Raw genomic sequence first — 16,179 nt, 5'->3', positions numbered from 1 at the left:
ATCAACATGAAAGGTATGACAAATTATGTTTTCCCGTAAGATCGCTGCTTCCGCCGCTGCTGTAGCCCTGGCTGCTACCGGTTTAGTTGCGTGCTCTAACGACGACGACACCGCGGCAGAGACCGAGGTTGTGGAGACCACCGCTACTGAGACGAACGTAGAGACTGAGACTGCGGCTGCGAAGACGGAAACCGCTGACGCTTCCGCAACCGATTCCGCGGACTCCACCGGCGCTGCGGGCGAGGGCACCGAGGCGACCGAGGAGATTACAACTGCTGACGGCGGCACCGCAATGGTTCCGGCTGGCGTCGTTGCTGCCATGGATAAGTTTGCTGAGCCGTCCTGGGGCGAGCCGATGAAGGTTGAGCAGGTCGACGAAGGCTGGATCGTTACGTACGACCAGGAGCACTACGTCACCTGGAATGAGAACACCGGTGGCGCACCGACCTGGGGTCAGATTGCCAACGAGTGGATGACCGACGTCAACGTGGATAAGAAGCTGGGCTTCCCGCTGGCTCCGGAGGCTGCTAACCCGGACGAGTCCGGCTGGACCCAGGAGTTCGAGCGCGGCTCCATCAACTGGACCCGTGCTGGCGAAGGCGAGCCGTTCGCCGCGGTGATCACCGAGAAGTAAACCGCGCCCATGTAACGGCGTTCGGCCCGGCCCCATGTGAGGGGCCGGGCCGTTTTCGTTTCCCGGTTAGCTCAAATCTTCCTTGAGTGGGTCTTCCTTGACCGGCAGGAGGATCACGAACGCGATGATGGCCAGCGGCACCATGAGGAGGAACACGGGGGTAAGGCCGTCGTTGTAGCTCGACAGCACGACTTCCTTCACCGGCTGGGGCAGTTGCGCCACGCTGCTCGGGGTTAGCGAGTTCGCGGCACCCTCACCGAATTGCTTGCCTAGCGCAGCACCTTCTTCGCCGAGTTTCGCCAGAGCTTCCGGCAGGCGCTCCTCCAGCTTTTCGCGCATGTTGTGAATGAACAACGAGCCGGACAGGGAGGCGCCGATAGCGGAGCCGATCTGGCGGAAGAAGTTGTTCGTCGACGTTGCGGTGCCCACTTGGGCGAGTGGGAACGAGTTCTGCACGATGAGCACAAGAACCTGCATGACCAGACCAAGGCCGAAACCGAAGATGAACATGTAGATCCCGAGCACGGTCAGCGACGTGTCCACGCTCAGCCGAGAGAACAGGAACAGTCCCACGGTGGTAATGAGCATGCCGGACAGTGGGTACATCTTGTAGCGGCCGGTGCGAGAGATGATGAAGCCGACTGCCGTGCCGGTGCCGAGCATGCCGAGCACCATCGGCAGCATCATAAGGCCCGCGTCGGTCGGGGTCAGTTCGTGCACCATTTGCAAGTACGTCGGGAGGTAGGCGAGAGCACTGGTCATCCCGAGGCCAAGCACCGTGCCCGCCAGGGTGGTCAGCACCATGTTGCGGTTGCGGAACAGCCCCATGGGGATCAGCGGGTTAGTCGCGCGCAGCTCGACAATCACGAACAGCACGGCAGCGATCACAGCGATAGCGCTGGTGGCGATGATGGTCGGGGAGGTCCAGTCGTACTGCGTGCCACCCCATGTGGTGGTGAGGATCAGCGACGTGGTGGCCACGATCATCAGCGTGGTACCGATGTAGTCAAAGTTCATGCCCTTGGCGGATCCGCGGCGCAGCTTCAGCACCTTGGTGCATACCGTCATGGCGAGCAGGCCGAGCGGGATGTTCATCCAGAGCGCCCAACGCCAGCCGGGGCCGTCGGTAAACCAGCCGCCGAGGACCGGACCGAGCACCGAGGACACACCAAATACTGCGCCCATCACGCCCATGTACTTGCCGCGCTCGCGAGCAGGAACGACTTCCGCGATGATGGACTGCGAGTTCACCATCATGCCGCCCGCGCCGAGGCCTTGGATGGCGCGGCCGATGATGAGCAGCTCCATGGTGTTAGCAAAGCCGCCGATGGCGGAGCCGATTACGAACAGGCCGATGCCGGTGATGTAGAGCCACTTGCGGCCCAATACGTCGCCAAGCTTGCCGTTGATAGGCATCGCGATGGTCATCGTGACCAAGAACGAGGAGATGACCCAGCTCATGTGGTCCACGCCGCCGAGGTCACCAACAATGGTCGGCAGGGCCGTGGCGAAGATCATCTGGCCCAGCGAACTCATCAGCATGGTCAGCAGCAGGGCGGCGAACACGACGCCGACGTTCGGGGGAGTGGCTTGAAGCGGGTGGCGTCCCGCGCGGTTGTCTACCATGTCATGTCCTTTGCGTAATTCGTGATGTCTTTGGCGTATTCGATGAGCTGCTCGATTGGGTCTCCTTCATCGGGCGGCGCCCAGAGGTACCTGGTCACGACCCCTTGAAATAGCACGACGATGAATAGTGCTTCCGCCTCCAGCGATCCCGAATGCTTGCGGTCCTGCGGGAAGGTTTCAAAGTGGGCGCGGATGGAGCGACCAATTTCGGTGAGGAATCCGCGCTTTCGGGCGGCTTCGGCGTGCATCAAGCCCGGGTTGTTCTCCAACAATTGACGACGACACTTCGCCACCGGACCGTCAAACCGGCCCGGTTCAACCACGATGGAACGAATGACAAGCACCAGCACGTTGTCGCTTTGGGTCGTGCGGATCGCGTCCAGCGCGTCCTCGTCGAGGGTGAACGGAAACGGTCCCAAGATCGCCTCGTCCTTAGATTCCACATAGTTGAAGAAGGTTCGCCGGGAGATGCCTGCCTCGCGGCAGATGTCGTCGACGGTGACGTTGTCGTAGCCACGCTTGTCGACAAGCGCCGCCGCCTCGTTGCGGATGCGCCGTAGCGTCTCGCGGCGCTTCTGTTCCCGAATTCCTTCATTTTGCACGGGGTGCAATATTACACCCGGTGCACGTTAAGGCAAACCGGCGGAGAGTTCCCCTTCTACCAGCGCTTTTTCGCCTTCAAAGTACGTCAGTTTCACAATCCCGGGCTCTTGCTTTTCGACGACCCACCGCCCCGAACCATCCCCACACGGCTTCGTCAACGGCACCGACGCACCGTCCTCACCGATCAGTGCGGTGCATCCGGTCAACGGATACGTCACCGACGCAGTACCGCCACCGAACGTCGCCACCGCAGGCCACGCCTTTACCTTCGCGTTGTCCTCTAGGCTGTTCAGGGTTCCGGTGTAGGTGCCTGTGGGGGAGCTGGTGTCGTCGTCACGCAACTGCGGTTGCGCCGTCACCGTGACGGTTTCGGGGACCTCGTTGGTCGGCTCGGGCTTCGGATTGGCGTACCAATACGCGGCCGCAAGCGCGACACCGATCACGGCGACGATCAGCGCAAGCACACCACCGACGACCCACGGCTTATTCGGGCCACCGGCAGTGCGAAGCTCGGAGAAAGAATCAGGCATGAAAAAGCCCCCAGCATGTTGAAGTGAAGTGCTGGGGGCAGATTCTAGCTAGGTGCGAGCTACGGCCTAGTTTCGGTCGGTGTTGGCCATGGACAGCACATCGAGGCGCTTGTCCAGCTCCTCCTCGGTGAGCTTCTCACCATCGACGAAACCAAGGTCGATGGTGGCCTGACGGATGGTGATGCCTTCCTTGATCGCGTGCTTGGCAATCTTGGCTGCGTTCTCGTAACCAATTGCAGAGTTCAGCGGGGTCACGATCGACGGGGACGACTCGGCGAGCTCGCGCATGTGCTCGACGTTCGGCTCGATGCCATCAACAAGCCTGGTGGCGAATTGACGGGAGGTGTTTGCCAGCAGGCGGGAGGACTCGAGCACGTTGCGCGCCATCATCGGGATGAACACGTTGAGCTCGAACTGGCCCTGGGTGCCACCGAACGCCACAGCAGCGTCATTGCCGATGACCTGTGCGGAAACCTGAGTTGCGGTCTCGCATAGCACCGGGTTGACCTTGCCCGGCATGATCGAGGAGCCCGGCTGCAGATCCGGCAGGTGGATCTCAGCGAAACCAGCCAGCGGACCCGAGCCCATCAGGCGGATATCGTTCGCAATCTTGTACAGGGAGACCGCCACGGAACGCATCGCGCCGGAGAACTCCACCAGGCTGTCGCGGTTCGCCTGCGCCTCAAAGTGGTTCTTTGCCTCGGAGAGCTCATCCAGGCCGGTGAGCTTCTTGAGCTCCTCGGTGACCTTGCCGCCGAACTCAGCCGGGGTGTTGATGCCGGTGCCCACAGCGGTGCCGCCAATGGCCAGCTCGCCCAGACGGTGCAGGGTCGCCTCGACGCGCTCGACACCCAGCTCGATCTGGCGTGCGTAGCCGGAGAACTCCTGACCCAAGGTGACCGGGGTGGCATCCATCAAGTGGGTGCGGCCCGACTTCACAACCTCGTGCCACTCCTTCGCCTTCTTCTCCAGGGACTCCTGGAGCACCTTCAGTGCCGGGATGAGATCGTTTGCGGCAGCCTCGGTGGCAGCAACGTGAGTAGCGGTCGGGAAGGTGTCGTTAGAGGACTGGCCCATGTTCACATGGTCGTTCGGGTGAACCTCAACACCGTTCGCCTTCGCGATGGACGCGATGACCTCATTGGTGTTCATGTTCGACGAGGTGCCGGAACCGGTCTGGAACACATCGATCGGGAACTGGTCGTCGTGCTTGCCGTCCGCAATCTCCTTCGCAGCAGCGATGATCGCGTCCGCCTTCTCAGCGTCCAGCTTGCCCAGGTCCTTGTTCACCTGAGCACACGCAGCCTTCAGCAGACCAAGTGCGCGAATCTGCTGGGCCTCAAGGCCGCGGCTGGAGATTGGGAAGTTCTCCACAGCACGCTGCGTCTGGGCGCGCCAGAGAGCGTCGACGGGCACCTTGACCTCGCCCATCGTGTCATGTTCGATGCGGTATTCCTGATCAGCCATGATTGTCCTTTACTTCTATCCCATGCACGCCACGCACGCTAAAGTGCGCTCGTGCCTTTCCAAAGATCGATTATGCCCCAGATAACAAAAATGAGGAGCTGTAATGTCTGAAAACCGGACACAAAAGGCCCCCGCATTGAGGGATGCGCTGGTGGCGTTGGCGGCAATGGCCATTATGTACGCCCTTTTGGCGGGACAGGGTCTGCTGTTGGTGCACGCGAACGTGTCCCGCACCGTCGCGATCAGCATGCTGCCTCTCGCGGTTCTCATTGCCATCGTTGTGCCCTTGGTGCTGCTTATCCGCTACATGAAAAGTCGCGGACTCGAGCTGGGGTTTACGCGGCTAGGGAGTCGAGGCTGGCATGTGCTGTGGCAAGTTCCGGCAGTGATCGTCGGGGCCGCTGCGTCGAGCGCTATCGTCGGCTCGCTGATCGGGATGGAACCAGGCGGAGGCTCAACCGCAGATGACTTAGCCAAAGAAGCCGGAAGTGTGGCGCCGGTGCTCATCTTGCTTGCCGGTTATCTGCTGCTCGGGCCAGTGATTGAAGAGATTGTGTTCCGCCGTGTGCTCATGGGGTACTTTGACACGCTCATGCCGGCAGCAGCGAGCGTGCTGCTCACCTCCGTCATCTTTGCTGCAGCCCATATCGCGCCACCCGTGATCGTCTACACATTCTTCTGCGGCATCGGCCTCGCACTGGTCGCACGGTTCCACGGCGGCATCACTGCGAGTTTCATCGTGCACGTAGCCAACAACTTCGCGGCTAGCGCAGCAGTCATTGGAGCCTTGTTCTAGAACGACAAAGCCCCGCGCTCTTCGCTGAGAAGGCGCGGGGCAAAAGTCAGGTTCTACTTGGTTGGCTCGGAGTAATCGACCACCGAGTAGTCCTGCAGCTTGGCCAGCTGGTGCTGGGATTCGACGTAGCGCACGGTGCCGGACTTCGAACGCATCACCAGCGAACGGGTGGTGGCGCCAGACTTGCGGTAGGTCACGCCACGCAGCATGTCACCGTTGGTCACGCCGGTAGCGGCGAAGTAGCAGTTATCAGAGGTGACCAGGTCGTTGATGCCAAGGACACGATCCAGGTCGTGGCCAGCGGCGAGTACCTTCTCGCGCTCCTCGTCGGACTGCGGGGCCAGCATGCCCTGGATGTCGCCCCCGAGGCACTTCAGCGCACATGCGGTGACAACACCTTCCGGGGTGCCGCCGATGCCCATGGCGATGTCGATGGAGCTGTTGTCCTGAGCGGCAGCAATTGCGCCGGCGACGTCGCCGTCCATGATGAAGCGAACCTTGGCGCCGGCGGCACGGATTTCCTCGACAAGCTTGTCGTGGCGCGGACGATCCAGCACAACAACCGTGATGTCAGCCGGACGAACGCCCTTCGCCTTTGCAACCGACTTGATGTTGTCCTCTACGGAAGCGGTGATATCAATCGCTCCGACCGCCTCCGGGCCGACAGCAATCTTGTTCATGTAGAACGCGTCCTGCGGGTTGAACATGGAGCCACGATCCGCGGCAGCAATAACAGAAATCGCGTTCGGGCGACCCTCTGCCATCAGGCGGGTGCCATCTACCGGGTCAACGGCGATATCCACCGCAGCACCACGGCCGGTGCCAACCTGCTCGCCGTTGAACAGCATCGGGGCCTCGTCCTTCTCGCCTTCGCCGATCACGATCACGCCGTCCATCTCCACGGAGTTGATCATCTTGCGCATCGCGTTCACGGCGGCGCCGTCGCCCTCGTTCTTCTGTCCGCGACCCACCCAACGGCCGGAGGCGAGCGCTGCCGCCTCCGTCACACGGACGAGCTCCATTGCTAGGTTGCGGTCAGGGACAAGATCAGACTGTTCAGTCATCGCGGGGGCCTTCCTCCAGAGGACAAAAATCGACCCCTCTATTCTGGCACTTCCACACGCCGAAGTGTTGGTATCGCCCACCTTTACGGGGGAGAAGCCCGCCCGTTCTGGGGTGCAGGTGGCTCATGACATACTGAAACGCGTGGCAAACGACAAGAAACCCCGCATCTTCCAAAACGGCCGAGACATGGCAATCAACGCCGTGCTCATTGTGGTGCTCATGCTCGTCGCTGTCGGCGCGACCGGGCTGTGCTCCTTCAACCCCGGCGCCCCAGAATCCGGCCCCGTGCAGGAGGTCGACGCAGAAGCGTTCCTCGACCTCGAGGCGCGTGCGGTGAACTACCCGGTGCGCTACCCGCAGATGCCAGAAGGCTGGACCACCAACTCGGCGCGCCGCAGCATGCTTGCCGGCAACTCGGCACCCGTCGTCGGGTGGGTCACCCCGAACCGTGGCTACCTGCAACTCACCCAGACTGGCGTCGATAAGGATGCGGCGCTCCAGGCCTCCAACGCCGACAACCGCATGCTCGATCGCACAGTGCGTATCGACGACACCGACGTCGAGGTCTACACCAGCGACGAACGCGAGGTCCGCGACCTGTGGATTGTGGACGCCGGCGACGCACGCTTCGTCGTCACCGGCGCAGGCAGCACGGACGAGTTCGAAGAGCTCATCAGCGCAGCGCTGAAGGCTACTCCGATCACACCCCAGTAGCTTCTAGTACTTACTGCTCAGGAGCCTGCCCGCTGACCTGACGGGTGCTGATGGCTTCTTCGACGCGCTTCGAAGCGCCGTCGAGAAGCACCTCGCACCGCTTCGCCAGCGCCTCACCGCGCTCCCAATACTTCAACGACTCGTCCAAACTCATCTGGCCGAGCTCCAAAATCTTCACCGTCTCCACAAGCTCATCGCGAGCCTGCTCGTAGGTCAGCGTCTCCGGGTCCGGGAAAGCATTGTCGTTCGCCTGGCCGGATCCAAACGTGTTGTCTGTCATGAGTGTTCCTTAAACGTTCTTAGTTGACTTCAGCTGGTTGCATTAATCAGCGGGAGTGGTGGACATCGAAGCGGCGGTAATCGAGCCATCGCCGACACGGATACGCAGCTGCGCGCCGGGCTGAGCCTGATCAATAGAGGTCACAACCTCAGGGCCAGAGTGGTCGCGCGGAACCACCTGCACCACGGCGTAACCACGGGCCAAGGTTGCAGAGGGGCCGAGCGCCGACACCTGCGCGCGCAACGCCGAGACCTGCTGGTTCTCACGCTGCAGCACATGGGAAATGTCGCGGCGGATCAACGCCTGGGCGCGCTCCACTTCCTCGCGGCGGCGCGTGATCGCCATCATCGGATCCGCTAGGGCAGGACGGGTGCGAATCGACGCGAGGCCGTTTCGTTCCCGCTGCACCCATCCGCGCAGGGCGGCGGACATGCGGGCACGTGCTTCGTCGATAAGCGCACGCTCCTGCACAACATCCGGCACGGCACGCTTCGCAGCATCGGTCGGGGTGGCGGCGCGAACATCCGCCACATTGTCCAGCACCGGGTTATCCGGCTCGTGGCCAATCGCCGAAATGACAGGTGTGCCAGCGGCCGCCACCGCGCGTTGCAGGGCCTCCTCCGAAAACGGCAACAAGTCCTCAACCGAACCGCCGCCGCGGGCGATGATGATCACCTCCACGTCCGGATCGCGATCCAGCACCTGCAGTGCCTCGATCACCGCAGGCACGGTCGTCGGCCCCTGCACTGGCGTGTTGATGATCTCAAAGTTCACCTGCGGCCAACGCCCCTGCGCCACCGTGACCACGTCACGCTCCGCAGCTGAACCTCGCCCCGTAATCAGGCCCACCTTCTTCGGCAAGTAGGGCAGCGGACGCTTCCGCGCCGGATCAAACAGGCCCTCGGCCGCCAACTGCTTACGCAACGCCTCAATGCGCGCCAACAGCTCGCCTGCGCCAACGTGGCGGATCTCCGCCACCTTCATCGAAAACGAGCCACGGCCTTGATAAAAGGTCGGCTTGCCATACGCCACCACGCGGTCGCCGTCCTTCAACGGCACAGCCATGCCGGTGAGCAGCGACGTCTCCGCCGTCAACTGCACCGACACCTGCTCCTGCGTATCCCGCAACGTCATATACGACAACCGCCACGACGGCTTCGTATTAATCTGCGTGAGCTGGCCTTCAATCCACAGCCAACCCAGCCGGTCGATCCAGCTCTTCACGGAGTTATTGAGCTTGGCCACAGACCACGGCGTTTCCGGCGTGCTTTTCGGCGGTGCACTCTGCGCACCTTGCACACCTTGTGTTTCTGCCACGCGATGCTCCTTTCTCCCCAGTATTTCTGCCAGGTAAACAGTACCCGGCGGGCACGAATTACCCGCCTACTGTTTTTGACGTAGATTCGTTAGGGTTGGTTCCATGACTGATCAGGGTAAGAAAGTGCTACTCGCGTCCCCACGCGGATACTGTGCCGGCGTGGACCGCGCCGTGGAGACCGTAGAAAAGGCGCTAGAGAAGTACGGCGCCCCCGTCTACGTGCGCAAAGAGATCGTGCACAACAAATACGTCGTGGAGACGCTGCAAGACCGCGGCGTGATCTTCGTCGACGAAACCGACGAGGTCCCTGAAGGATCCCACCTCGTATTCTCCGCCCACGGTGTATCGCCGGCAGTACGCGAATCCGCTCAGGAACGCAGCCTGCACACCCTCGACGCATCCTGCCCGCTGGTGACCAAGGTGCACAACGAGGCGAAGCGCTTCGCCCGCGACGGCTACCACATCCTGCTCGTCGGCCACGAAGGCCACGAAGAGGTCGAAGGCACCGCAGGTGAGGCTCCGGACATCACCCACCTCGTCGACGGCGTCGACGGCGTCGACCGCCTGCCGGACTTCCCGGAGGGGCAGAAGCTGGTGTGGCTGTCCCAGACGACGCTGTCTGTCGACGAGACCATGGAGATCGTCAACAAACTGCACGAGCGCTACCCGAATCTGGAGAACCCGCCAAGCGACGACATCTGCTACGCCACCCAGAACCGCCAGGCTGCCGTGAAGAAGATCGCGCCCCAAAGTGACCTGGTCATCGTGGTTGGCTCCCAGAACTCGTCCAACTCGAAACGCCTCGTCGAGGTTGCCCTCGAGGCCGGTGCGCAGAATGCTTACCTGGTCGATTACGCCCACCAGGTCGACGATGCCTGGTTCGACGGTGTCAACACCGTCGGCGTGACCTCCGGCGCGTCGGTGCCGGACATCCTCGTCCGCGAACTGCTCGACTACCTGGGGGAGAAGGGCTACGGCGACGTGGAAGAGGTCACCACCACCGTGGAGACCATCACGTTCTCCCTGCCGCGCGAACTGCGCCTGCCGCGCCGCGAGGCACCGCTCGAGGCATAAACCCCGCCGAGAACGACCAAAGGCCTTGCCCCGTTGACATCGGGACAAGGCCTTTAGCCTTTGTACAAGTCCTCGCCGAGGCGGTGAACCGCACGTGAAGAACCACCGGTTTCTCCGGATCTACGCGAGCCACTCGCATTTGCCTTGCGACGACGCGCCCCCTCCGACTTCGCCCGCTCCAACAACTCCTGCACAGGAACCGACCGAGCCTGCTCGCGAGCCCTCCGCCCTTGAGAATTTGTGCGACGGTTGCTGCGGTTCTGCGAGGTCCGCTGGGCGGTTTCGCGTCGGCGAATCGCATCGTTTTGCCGACGGATCAGTCGCAGCCGTACCGCAGCGATAAGCAGCGAGCCCGCGGTGGTGAAAAACAGCACCGGGAAGTACTCCGCCACCGGGTACGCGATACCGAGCAGTGCAGTCTTAGCGCTCGCGCCGCCAGCCGACAGGCTCTCGCGCGACATGAAGTAACCCGTGGCCACCAGCGCGGCGACAAACATTAATGGTGCGCTCGTCACCGTCAGGGAAAGCCCCTTCGGGTTCACCAACGTGGTCACCACGATGACCGCGAGGGCATACAGCGCAAGAAAGGGCCACGAAATTACACCTGCGGACAGCGACAGCAGCACGCCGGTGAACAGGGCGGCGAACACGATGCCGAGGCCAGACCCCGTCGGCAACCCAACAAAGGTGGCGGACGTAGGGGAATGGCTCCGGCTCGAAAGATGTGACACGCTGACGCAGCTTACCTGTCATTGTCCTCCGCCATGTGCCGGGCACGCGTTGAAACCGGATTCAGCTCGGGCGCCTGCTCCCGCCGTACGGGAACATGGGCCTCCTCAAGCTTGCGGGCCGTCACCATCACGCGGGAATCCATCGACGCCAACGTGGAGTTATAGGCCTCCACCGCCTTTTCTAATGAGGCGCCGACTTTGTTGTAGTGGCGGGCCATCGTCGATAAACGCTGATGCAGTTCCGCACCGAGGCGCTGCACCTCCTTCGCGGACGCGTTGATAGCTTCCTGCCGCCACCCCAGTGCCACTGTGCGTAGCAGCGCAAACAGTGTGGTCGGGGTGGCGATGACCACGTCTCGGGAGAACGCATAGTCCAGGAGTTGCGGGTCAAGCCCCAAGGCAGCGTCCAAAAACGGGTCCGCCGGAACGAACAACACAACAAACTCCGGGGTGGGTTGAAACGCCTCAATGTAGGCCTTGCCCGACAACGTATCCACATGCGAACGCAACAAATGCGCATGGCGGCGCAGGTGGGCCTCGTGTTCCTCAGGATCGTCTGTGTTCAGCGCGTCGAGGTAAGAGCCGAACGGAACTTTCGCGTCCACCACGATGTTTCGGCCCTGGGTGAGGCGGATGATCATGTCGGGGCGGACCCGGGTGTCGTCGATACGCATGTGCGCCTGCGTATCAAAGTCGACATGTTCGAGCATGCCTCCGAGCTCCACGACGCGCTCCAGCTGCATCTCGCCCCAACGCCCGCGCGTCTGCGGGGAGCGCAGCGCAGTGATGAGTTGATCGGTGCGGTCACCGAGGCGCGCGGAGGTGCGCCCGATCGCCTGCACCTGCCCTGCGATTGCCGACGACGCCACCGCCTGCTGCTTATCCATCGCATCAATCTGCTCACGCATGTCCTTCAACGCGCGAGCGACGGGGCGTAGATCCTGCGGCGGCGCCGGCTGTGGCGCAGAGCGACGAAACCACGCCACGCCGGTGAACACCCCGACGATAAACCCGGCGAGGAGACCCGTTGCAAGGATGAGAAAGACCGTGGAGGTTTGCATGCCGGAGATCTAACCACCCCGGCACGACACACTACTCGCCGGGTTCGCTTTTATGTTCGAACTCCCTGCGGCGCAAGATGGTGCGATTGCCTACCTCGCGCAACTTCTTCAAGCTGTTCGACGCGAAGTGGGGCGACTCCTTGTCCTCATCACCTTCTTGCACGTCCTCTTCGGGGGTCTGCGGAGCGTTCACCCAGTCACGCTCGCCACGCCACGCCTCGCGCTTGTGTACAGACTCGGCCTCGTCGATTTCCGCAATGAGCTTGCCTTCCGGAGTGGCGAAGGTGAGGTCCTCGGCACGGACCTCGCCGGCGTTGATGCGCAGGATATCCAGCACGTAGCGGTACACCACAGCAATCATCGCCGCCGCTGGTACCGCGAGGAAGCCGCCCATGAGGCCGAAGAGGCCGCCGCCGACGGTCACGGAGATCAGCACGATCACCGGGTGCAGGTTCATCGCCTTGGACTGCAGCAGGGGAGAGAGCACGTTGCCCTCAAGCTGCTGGGTGGCCAGGACGATGCCGAGCACGATCAGGGCCTTGGTGAACCCGAGCGTGACCAGTGCGATCAGGACCGCCAGCGCGCCCGCGACCACCGCACCGACGATCGGGATGAAGCCTGCAACGAACGTAATAATCGCAAGCGTGAACGCCATGGGAACGCCGACGATGGCAATGCCGATGCCGATCACCAGCGCATCGATGAGGGAACACACCGCCTGCGCCCTGATGAAGCCCGACAGGGTGTTCCAAGCGCGGGTCAACAGTTCCGTGAAGTGGAGTCCCGTGCGTCCGCCCGTCGCGCCGCGCAGCCACGGCAGGAAGCGGTGGCCGTCCTTCAGGAAGAAGAAGGTCAGCACGAACAGCACCATCAGCGTCACCGACAGGCCTGCCGCGGTGTTGATGCCGGAGAACACGCCACCGGCGATGGCGCCGGCCTGGTTCTGGACCCACCGCGTGATTTCGTCGACACCCTCGTTCAGGTTCTCCGGATTCACGTTCAGCGGTGGACCCTGCGCCCACAACTGCAGGCGCTGCACACCCTCGAGCGCCTGGATGTACAGCAGCCGCGATTGGCCCACAATATCGGGGGCGACGATCATGCCGAGGGCTGCCAGCACGCCGAAGAACAGCAACATGGTCACCATGGCCGCGATGCCGTCGGTGAACTTATGGTTGCGCAGCCAGCTCGCAACCGGGGCAAGCACCGTGCACACAATCAGCGCGAGCACCGCAGGCAACACGCCGACCCAAAAGGCGCCGATGAGCTTGCCGATTGCGAAGAAAAACAGCGCGATGACCAGCAGGCGCAGCGTAAACTTCGCCCCGGAGGAAACCCAGGCGTTAAACACCACGATGCGATCGACGCGGTCGTCGCGCTTGTCTGCAGTCTGATTCGGAGCGGTCACGCGAACTATTGTGCCCCACTGCACATTGCTTTGCGACGAACCCCTCACAACCAGCGCCACAACGTGGGATAGGATGGAGCGCCGTGAGCCTTACTCTTGGAATTGTCGGTCTGCCCAACGTCGGTAAATCCACCTTGTTTAATGCGCTGACGCGCAACGAGGTGCTTGCCGCTAACTACCCGTTCGCCACCATCGAGCCGAACATCGGCCTGGTGGAGCTGCCGGATCCGCGCCTGGATCGGCTGGCGGAGATCTTCGACTCGGAGCGCGTGCTGCCAGCAACCGTGTCCTTCGTGGACATCGCCGGCATCGTCAAGGGCGCGTCCGAGGGCGAGGGCATGGGTAACGCCTTCTTGGCCAACATCCGTGAGGCGGACGCGATCTGCCAGGTGGTGCGTGCGTTTTCCGACGACAACGTCATCCACGTCGACGGCCAGGTCAACCCGTCCTCGGACATCGACGTGATTAACACCGAGCTGATCCTCGCGGACCTGCAGACCATCGAAAAGGCCCTGCCACGCCTGGAGAAGGAAGGCCGCAAGGACAAGGACGTCGCCGACCAGGCCGAGGAGGCTAAGAAGGCCCAGGCCATTCTCGAAGACGGCCGCACCCTCTTCGCCGCCTCCAAGACCGGCGATATCGACCTGGCACTGCTGCACCACCTGCACCTGATGACCGCCAAGCCGTTCCTCTACGTCTTCAACTCCGACGAAGCCGTGCTGACCGACGAGGCGAAGAAACAGGAACTGCGCGAACTCGTCGCCCCGGCCGAGGCTGTGTTCCTCGACGCCCAGACCGAAACCGAGCTGCTCGAACTTGACGACGAAGACGCAGCCGAGCTCCTCGCCGCCGTCGGCCAAAACGAACCAGGTTTGAAGACCCTGGCCAAGGCCGGCTTTGACACCCTCGGCCTGCAGACCTACCTCACCGCGGGCCCGAAGGAGGCTCGCGCCTGGACCATCCACAAGGGGGACACCGCCCCGAAGGCCGCAGGCGTGATCCACTCCGACTTTGAAAAGGGCTTCATCAAGGCCGAGATCGTCGGCTTCGAAGACCTGGACGCGCTCGGCTCCATGGCCGAGGCCCGCGCCGCCGGCAAGGTCCGTCAGGAAGGCAAGGACTACGTCATGGTCGACGGCGACGTGGTGGAGTTTCGTTTCAATGTAACCTAAATACGCTATGAGTAGCGTATGACTACGCGCGCTGCTATTTACCTCCGTATCTCGTTAGATGCTGCCATGGACGGCCTCGCCATCGACCGGCAGCGCCAGGACTGCGAAGCCCTTGCCGAGCAACGCGGCTGGGACGTCGTGCATACCTACGTCGATCAGTCGATCTCCGCGTCGAAGAAGGACGTGGACCGCCCCGACTACGACGCGATGGTGGCGTCCTTTGAGCGCGGCGAGATCGACGCGATCATTTGCTGGGACCTCGACCGCCTCACACGGCAGCCCTGGCAGCTCGAAGAGTGGATCGACAGGGCAGAGGAGCAGGGGCTGAAACTCGTCACTGCGAACGGTGATGCTGACCTTGCCACCGACGGCGGCAGAATGTACGCGCGCATCAAAGCAGCCGTGGCACGCGGCGAGATCGAGCGAAAGAGCATGCGCCAGTCTCGTGCGCAACAGCAACGCGCCGAGCAGGGCCGCTGGTACTCCGGCGGTGTGCGCCCTATCGGCTACACCTCCACCGGCGAGATCATTCCATCCGAAGCCGCCGCCGTGCTCGGTATGTTCCGCGCTGTCGAGAGGGGCAACTCCATGCGCGACATTGCGCGCGCCTTATCTGGGGTCGATCAACCGGGCTTGCCGGATATCCCGACCACGCCGCGCCATATGTACACCGTGGTCACAGAGCGCAACGCTCGACGCCGCGCTGAAGGCCAGGAAGAAAAGCCGGTTCCCGACGCGCAGCCGTGGGCCTACACGTCGTTGCACTCGATCCTGCGCAACCCCGTGTATGCGGGTTACTCCACTTATAAGAAGGCCAAGCGCAAAGGCGTGAAGAACAAATACCGCCGTGTCACGCATATCGTCCGCGACCCCGATACCGGCGAGCCGGTGAAAGGGCAGTGGGAGCCGATCGTCACACCAGATCTGTGGTGGCGCGTGCAGAACGTGCTCGACGATCCCGACCGGCTGACCAACAAGGAGCGCCGGAACACTCGCCGCCATCTCGGCTCGGGTCTGTATGTCTGCGACGAGTGTGGCAACCCCGTGCGCACACATGCCGACCGCTACCGCTGCGCCGCCTGTGGATTAGTGCGCACACATAGCGTCGATGATTTTGTGCTCGCCGTGATCCGCGCCCGCCTTGGCCGTGACGACCTGGCGGACCTGCTGCCGACTGTGGACGACGACGAGGTCAACGCCATCGACGACGAACTCGCTGAGCTTCGCGCAAAGCTCGCCCGCGTCCAGGCTGACTACGATGAGGAGCTTATCGAGGCCCGTGACCTCAAGCGCGCGCGAAACCGTTATGAGCCGCAGATCGAGAAACTCGAAACGCGCCGTGCCCGTCTTGCTGGCGCATCGGCGCTGCTCGACACAACCGGCTACGCCTCGCCCGTGGATGCCTTCGACAACGCAGAGCTTGCCGTGCAGCGCCGAGTCATCAATACCCTGTGCCAGGTGCGCCTGCGCCGTGGCGTGCGCGGCACCAAGACCTTTAACCCTGAATCGGTGCAGATCGTGTGGAACTAGGTTGCAGTGTGTGACACGTCAACAATCGCGCGCATGCGCTGCGGCGCGCAAAGCTCTTACGAAGGAACGCCACGGGAGCCGGCAGTTCGGGGGAGATCTGCCTTCGTGTATCGGGGGCGACACTGCTCAACCGTGGCGTTCGCAGGAAGTATGGGGTTAAGCGACAAAAT

16 protein-coding genes are annotated in these 16,179 nt (G+C 62.5%); 6 read left to right on the top strand and 10 right to left on the bottom strand.

Translation table 11 applies throughout. The features are described from left to right. The first annotated feature begins 25 nt into the window (after positions 1 to 25). Entirely contained in the window at positions 26 to 634 is a 609-nt protein-coding gene (locus HMPREF2656_RS02990; protein WP_070421683.1) for a hypothetical protein, read from the top strand. Between the two features lie 66 nt (positions 635 to 700). Here HMPREF2656_RS02990 and HMPREF2656_RS02985 read toward each other — a convergent pair whose 3' ends face one another. From HMPREF2656_RS02985 to HMPREF2656_RS02970, 4 genes are all read right to left on the bottom strand, one after another. After that, entirely contained in the window at positions 701 to 2,260 is a 1,560-nt protein-coding gene (locus tag HMPREF2656_RS02985) for an MDR family MFS transporter (protein ID WP_070421682.1), read from the bottom strand. After that, on the bottom strand, positions 2,254 to 2,862 hold the full coding sequence (locus HMPREF2656_RS02980) for a TetR/AcrR family transcriptional regulator (protein ID WP_070815821.1): 609 nt from the start codon (positions 2,860 to 2,862) through the stop codon (positions 2,254 to 2,256). The genes HMPREF2656_RS02985 and HMPREF2656_RS02980 overlap by 7 nt, the downstream gene beginning before the upstream one ends. Before the next feature lie 27 nt (positions 2,863 to 2,889). After that, the gene (locus HMPREF2656_RS02975) at positions 2,890 to 3,393 is read right to left on the bottom strand and encodes a hypothetical protein (protein WP_070452576.1); all 504 of its coding nucleotides are present in this window, start codon (positions 3,391 to 3,393) and stop codon (positions 2,890 to 2,892) included. A gap of 66 nt (positions 3,394 to 3,459) precedes the next feature. Continuing rightward, positions 3,460 to 4,860, bottom strand: coding sequence for a class II fumarate hydratase (locus tag HMPREF2656_RS02970; RefSeq protein ID WP_070815820.1), 1,401 nt, complete (start codon positions 4,858 to 4,860; stop codon positions 3,460 to 3,462). Between the two features lie 103 nt (positions 4,861 to 4,963). Here HMPREF2656_RS02970 and HMPREF2656_RS02965 point away from each other — a divergent pair, with 103 nt between their 5' ends. After that, a complete protein-coding gene (locus HMPREF2656_RS02965) occupies positions 4,964 to 5,656 on the top strand; it encodes a CPBP family intramembrane glutamic endopeptidase (protein WP_070815819.1) in 693 nt (230 codons plus the stop codon). 53 nt (positions 5,657 to 5,709) lie between these two features. Here the strand turns inward: HMPREF2656_RS02965 and glpX are convergent, their stop codons facing one another. Further along, positions 5,710 to 6,720, bottom strand: a complete 1,011-nt coding sequence (gene glpX / locus HMPREF2656_RS02960) for a class II fructose-bisphosphatase (RefSeq protein WP_070452585.1) — start codon at positions 6,718 to 6,720, stop codon at positions 5,710 to 5,712. Between the two features lie 142 nt (positions 6,721 to 6,862). Between glpX and HMPREF2656_RS02955 the strand changes: the two genes are divergently transcribed. Then, on the top strand, positions 6,863 to 7,435 hold the full coding sequence (locus HMPREF2656_RS02955; protein WP_083279348.1) for a DUF4245 domain-containing protein: 573 nt from the start codon (positions 6,863 to 6,865) through the stop codon (positions 7,433 to 7,435). Positions 7,436 to 7,445: 10 nt separating this feature from the next. On the opposite strand, the gene HMPREF2656_RS02950 is transcribed toward HMPREF2656_RS02955, so the two are convergent. Beyond that, positions 7,446 to 7,715, bottom strand: a complete 270-nt coding sequence (locus HMPREF2656_RS02950; RefSeq protein ID WP_070421676.1) for an exodeoxyribonuclease VII small subunit — start codon at positions 7,713 to 7,715, stop codon at positions 7,446 to 7,448. A gap of 42 nt (positions 7,716 to 7,757) precedes the next feature. Next, positions 7,758 to 9,032 (bottom strand): exodeoxyribonuclease VII large subunit, encoded by a 1,275-nt coding sequence (gene xseA / locus HMPREF2656_RS02945; protein ID WP_246815459.1) that lies wholly within the window; start codon positions 9,030 to 9,032, stop codon positions 7,758 to 7,760. A 103-nt stretch (positions 9,033 to 9,135) separates the two neighbouring features. On the opposite strand from xseA, the gene HMPREF2656_RS02940 reads away from it, so the two are divergent. Continuing rightward, a complete protein-coding gene (locus tag HMPREF2656_RS02940; protein WP_070452591.1) occupies positions 9,136 to 10,107 on the top strand; it encodes a 4-hydroxy-3-methylbut-2-enyl diphosphate reductase in 972 nt (323 codons plus the stop codon). A 53-nt stretch (positions 10,108 to 10,160) separates the two neighbouring features. Here the strand turns inward: HMPREF2656_RS02940 and HMPREF2656_RS02935 are convergent, their stop codons facing one another. Genes HMPREF2656_RS02935 through HMPREF2656_RS02925 form a run of 3 tightly spaced genes read right to left on the bottom strand, consistent with a single transcriptional unit; the run spans position 10,161 to position 13,307 of the window. Continuing rightward, positions 10,161 to 10,838: a DUF6542 domain-containing protein gene (locus HMPREF2656_RS02935; RefSeq protein ID WP_180949987.1), complete on the bottom strand. Its 678-nt coding sequence runs from the start codon at positions 10,836 to 10,838 to the stop codon at positions 10,161 to 10,163. An 11-nt stretch (positions 10,839 to 10,849) separates the two neighbouring features. Beyond that, on the bottom strand, positions 10,850 to 11,899 hold the full coding sequence (locus HMPREF2656_RS02930) for a DNA recombination protein RmuC (RefSeq protein ID WP_070815818.1): 1,050 nt from the start codon (positions 11,897 to 11,899) through the stop codon (positions 10,850 to 10,852). Positions 11,900 to 11,930: 31 nt separating this feature from the next. Continuing rightward, a complete protein-coding gene (locus HMPREF2656_RS02925) occupies positions 11,931 to 13,307 on the bottom strand; it encodes an AI-2E family transporter (protein ID WP_070815817.1) in 1,377 nt (458 codons plus the stop codon). A gap of 83 nt (positions 13,308 to 13,390) precedes the next feature. Here HMPREF2656_RS02925 and ychF point away from each other — a divergent pair, with 83 nt between their 5' ends. Both ychF and HMPREF2656_RS02915 read left to right on the top strand, forming a co-directional pair. Next, entirely contained in the window at positions 13,391 to 14,479 is a 1,089-nt protein-coding gene (ychF, locus tag HMPREF2656_RS02920) for a redox-regulated ATPase YchF (protein ID WP_070452600.1), read from the top strand. A gap of 18 nt (positions 14,480 to 14,497) precedes the next feature. After that, the gene (locus HMPREF2656_RS02915; RefSeq protein WP_070421670.1) at positions 14,498 to 16,009 is read left to right on the top strand and encodes a recombinase family protein; all 1,512 of its coding nucleotides are present in this window, start codon (positions 14,498 to 14,500) and stop codon (positions 16,007 to 16,009) included. The last annotated feature ends 170 nt before the right edge of the window (positions 16,010 to 16,179 follow it).

Source organism: Corynebacterium sp. HMSC034B08, from assembly GCF_001835805.1.
Taxonomy (GTDB): Bacteria; Actinomycetota; Actinomycetes; order Mycobacteriales; family Mycobacteriaceae; genus Corynebacterium; species Corynebacterium coyleae.
This window is presented reverse-complemented; position numbering and strand designations above follow the sequence as displayed.

Excerpts from the sequence above, each read along its gene's own strand:
- HMPREF2656_RS02940 (WP_070452591.1), top strand. The coding sequence starts at position 9,136 with ATGACTGATCAGGGTAAGAAAGTGCTACTCGCGTCCCCACGCGGATAC.
- HMPREF2656_RS02975 (WP_070452576.1), bottom strand. The coding sequence starts at position 3,393 with ATGCCTGATTCTTTCTCCGAGCTTCGCACTGCCGGTGGCCCGAATAAG.
- HMPREF2656_RS02950 (WP_070421676.1), bottom strand. The coding sequence starts at position 7,715 with ATGACAGACAACACGTTTGGATCCGGCCAGGCGAACGACAATGCTTTC.
- HMPREF2656_RS02965 (WP_070815819.1), top strand. The coding sequence starts at position 4,964 with ATGTCTGAAAACCGGACACAAAAGGCCCCCGCATTGAGGGATGCGCTG.
- glpX (WP_070452585.1), bottom strand. The coding sequence starts at position 6,720 with ATGACTGAACAGTCTGATCTTGTCCCTGACCGCAACCTAGCAATGGAG.
- HMPREF2656_RS02915 (WP_070421670.1), top strand. The coding sequence starts at position 14,498 with ATGACTACGCGCGCTGCTATTTACCTCCGTATCTCGTTAGATGCTGCC.
- HMPREF2656_RS02985 (WP_070421682.1), bottom strand. The coding sequence starts at position 2,260 with ATGGTAGACAACCGCGCGGGACGCCACCCGCTTCAAGCCACTCCCCCG.
- HMPREF2656_RS02970 (WP_070815820.1), bottom strand. The coding sequence starts at position 4,860 with ATGGCTGATCAGGAATACCGCATCGAACATGACACGATGGGCGAGGTC.
- HMPREF2656_RS02990 (WP_070421683.1), top strand. The coding sequence starts at position 26 with ATGTTTTCCCGTAAGATCGCTGCTTCCGCCGCTGCTGTAGCCCTGGCT.
- HMPREF2656_RS02930 (WP_070815818.1), bottom strand. The coding sequence starts at position 11,899 with ATGCAAACCTCCACGGTCTTTCTCATCCTTGCAACGGGTCTCCTCGCC.